1 protein-coding gene is annotated in these 1,396 nt (G+C 63.2%); it reads right to left on the bottom strand.

Going from position 1 to position 1,396, the window contains the following annotated elements; all coding sequences use genetic code 11:
- On the bottom strand, window positions 1-1,212 hold a 1,212-nt coding region (locus EOA22_RS33395), incomplete at its 3' end, for a 3-deoxy-7-phosphoheptulonate synthase class II (RefSeq protein WP_127390602.1).
- Between the last annotated feature and the right edge of the window lie 184 nt (window positions 1,213-1,396).

Below are 1,396 nucleotides of genomic sequence, written 5' to 3'. Positions count from 1 at the left end.
GGTGCATTCGGTGACGTTCTTACCGGTCATCTCGACATGGATGCCGCCCGGATGCGTGCCTTCGGCGCGGTGCACTTCGAAGAAGGTCTGAACCTCCTTCAGGATGCGGTCGAACGGCCGCGTCTTGTAGCCGGCGGCCTCGATCGTGTTGCCGTGCATCGGGTCCGACGACCACACCACGGAGCGGCCTTCCTTCTGCACCGCGCGAACCAGCTTCGGCAGATGGTCGGCGACCTTGTCGGAGCCGAAACGTGCAATCAGCGTCAGCCGGCCGGGTTCATTTTCGGGGTTGAGCAAGTCGATCAGCTCCAGCAAGCCGTCCGGCGTCAGCGACGGACCGCATTTCAGGCCGAGCGGGTTCTTGATGCCGCGGCAATATTCGACATGCGCATGGTCCGGCTGGCGGGTGCGGTCGCCGATCCAGATCATATGGCCCGAGGTAGCGTACCAGTCGCCGGAGGTCGAATCGACACGCGTCAGCGCCTCCTCGTAGCCGAGCAGCAGCGCCTCATGGCTGGTATAGAAATCGGTCTCGCGCAGCGCGTAGTTGGTTTCCGAAGTGATGCCGACGGCCTTCATGAAGTCCATCGTCTCGGTGATGCGGTTGGCGAGCGACTCGTATTTCTCGCCCTGCGGGCTGTCGGACACGAAGCCGAGCATCCAGCGGTGCACATTCTCCAGGCTGGCATAGCCGCCTTGCGCGAAGGCGCGCAGAAGGTTGAGCGTCGCCGCCGACTGGCGGTACGCCATCTCCTGGCGAGCGGGATCCGGAATGCGCGACTTCGGGTCGAATTCGATGCCGTTGATGATGTCGCCGCGATAGCTGGGCAACGTCACCTCGCCCTTGGTCTCGTTGTCGGACGAGCGCGGCTTGGCGAACTGGCCGGCAACGCGGCCGACCTTGACCACCGGCTGCGCGCCGGCGAAGGTCAGCACCACCGACATCTGCAGGAAGACGCGGAAGAAGTCGCGGATGTTGTCTGCGCCATGCTCGGCGAAGCTCTCGGCGCAATCGCCCCCCTGAAGGAGGAATGCGTCACCGGCAGCGACCGAAGCGAGCTGCTTCTTGAGCTTGCGCGCCTCACCGGCAAAAACCAGCGGCGGAAAGGTTGCGAGCTGGGCCTCCGTGTTCTTCAGCGCTGCAAGGTCCGGATAAGCAGGAACCTGCTTGATCGGCTTTGCTCTCCACGAATTCGGCGACCATTTCGTCATCGCTGCACCCAACGCTCTTTCCGGCAAGCACCCTCGCCTGCCATTTCCCGCCCCTATATGGGATCGCGGCTCCATACACGAAGCCGATTTCCTATTCTAGACCGGAATTTCAGCGCTGGCGAATGGTCCGAGGCTAGCTACGCCGCCTTCTCCACCAGCCGTGCCAACTGCGTCATGACGACCG

The sequence above is a fragment of the Mesorhizobium sp. M7A.F.Ca.US.014.04.1.1 genome, from assembly GCF_003998745.1.
Classification (GTDB): Bacteria; Pseudomonadota; Alphaproteobacteria; order Rhizobiales; family Rhizobiaceae; genus Mesorhizobium; species Mesorhizobium ciceri.
Note: the sequence above shows the minus strand (reverse complement) of the source record. Positions and strands in the feature narration are given on the sequence as shown.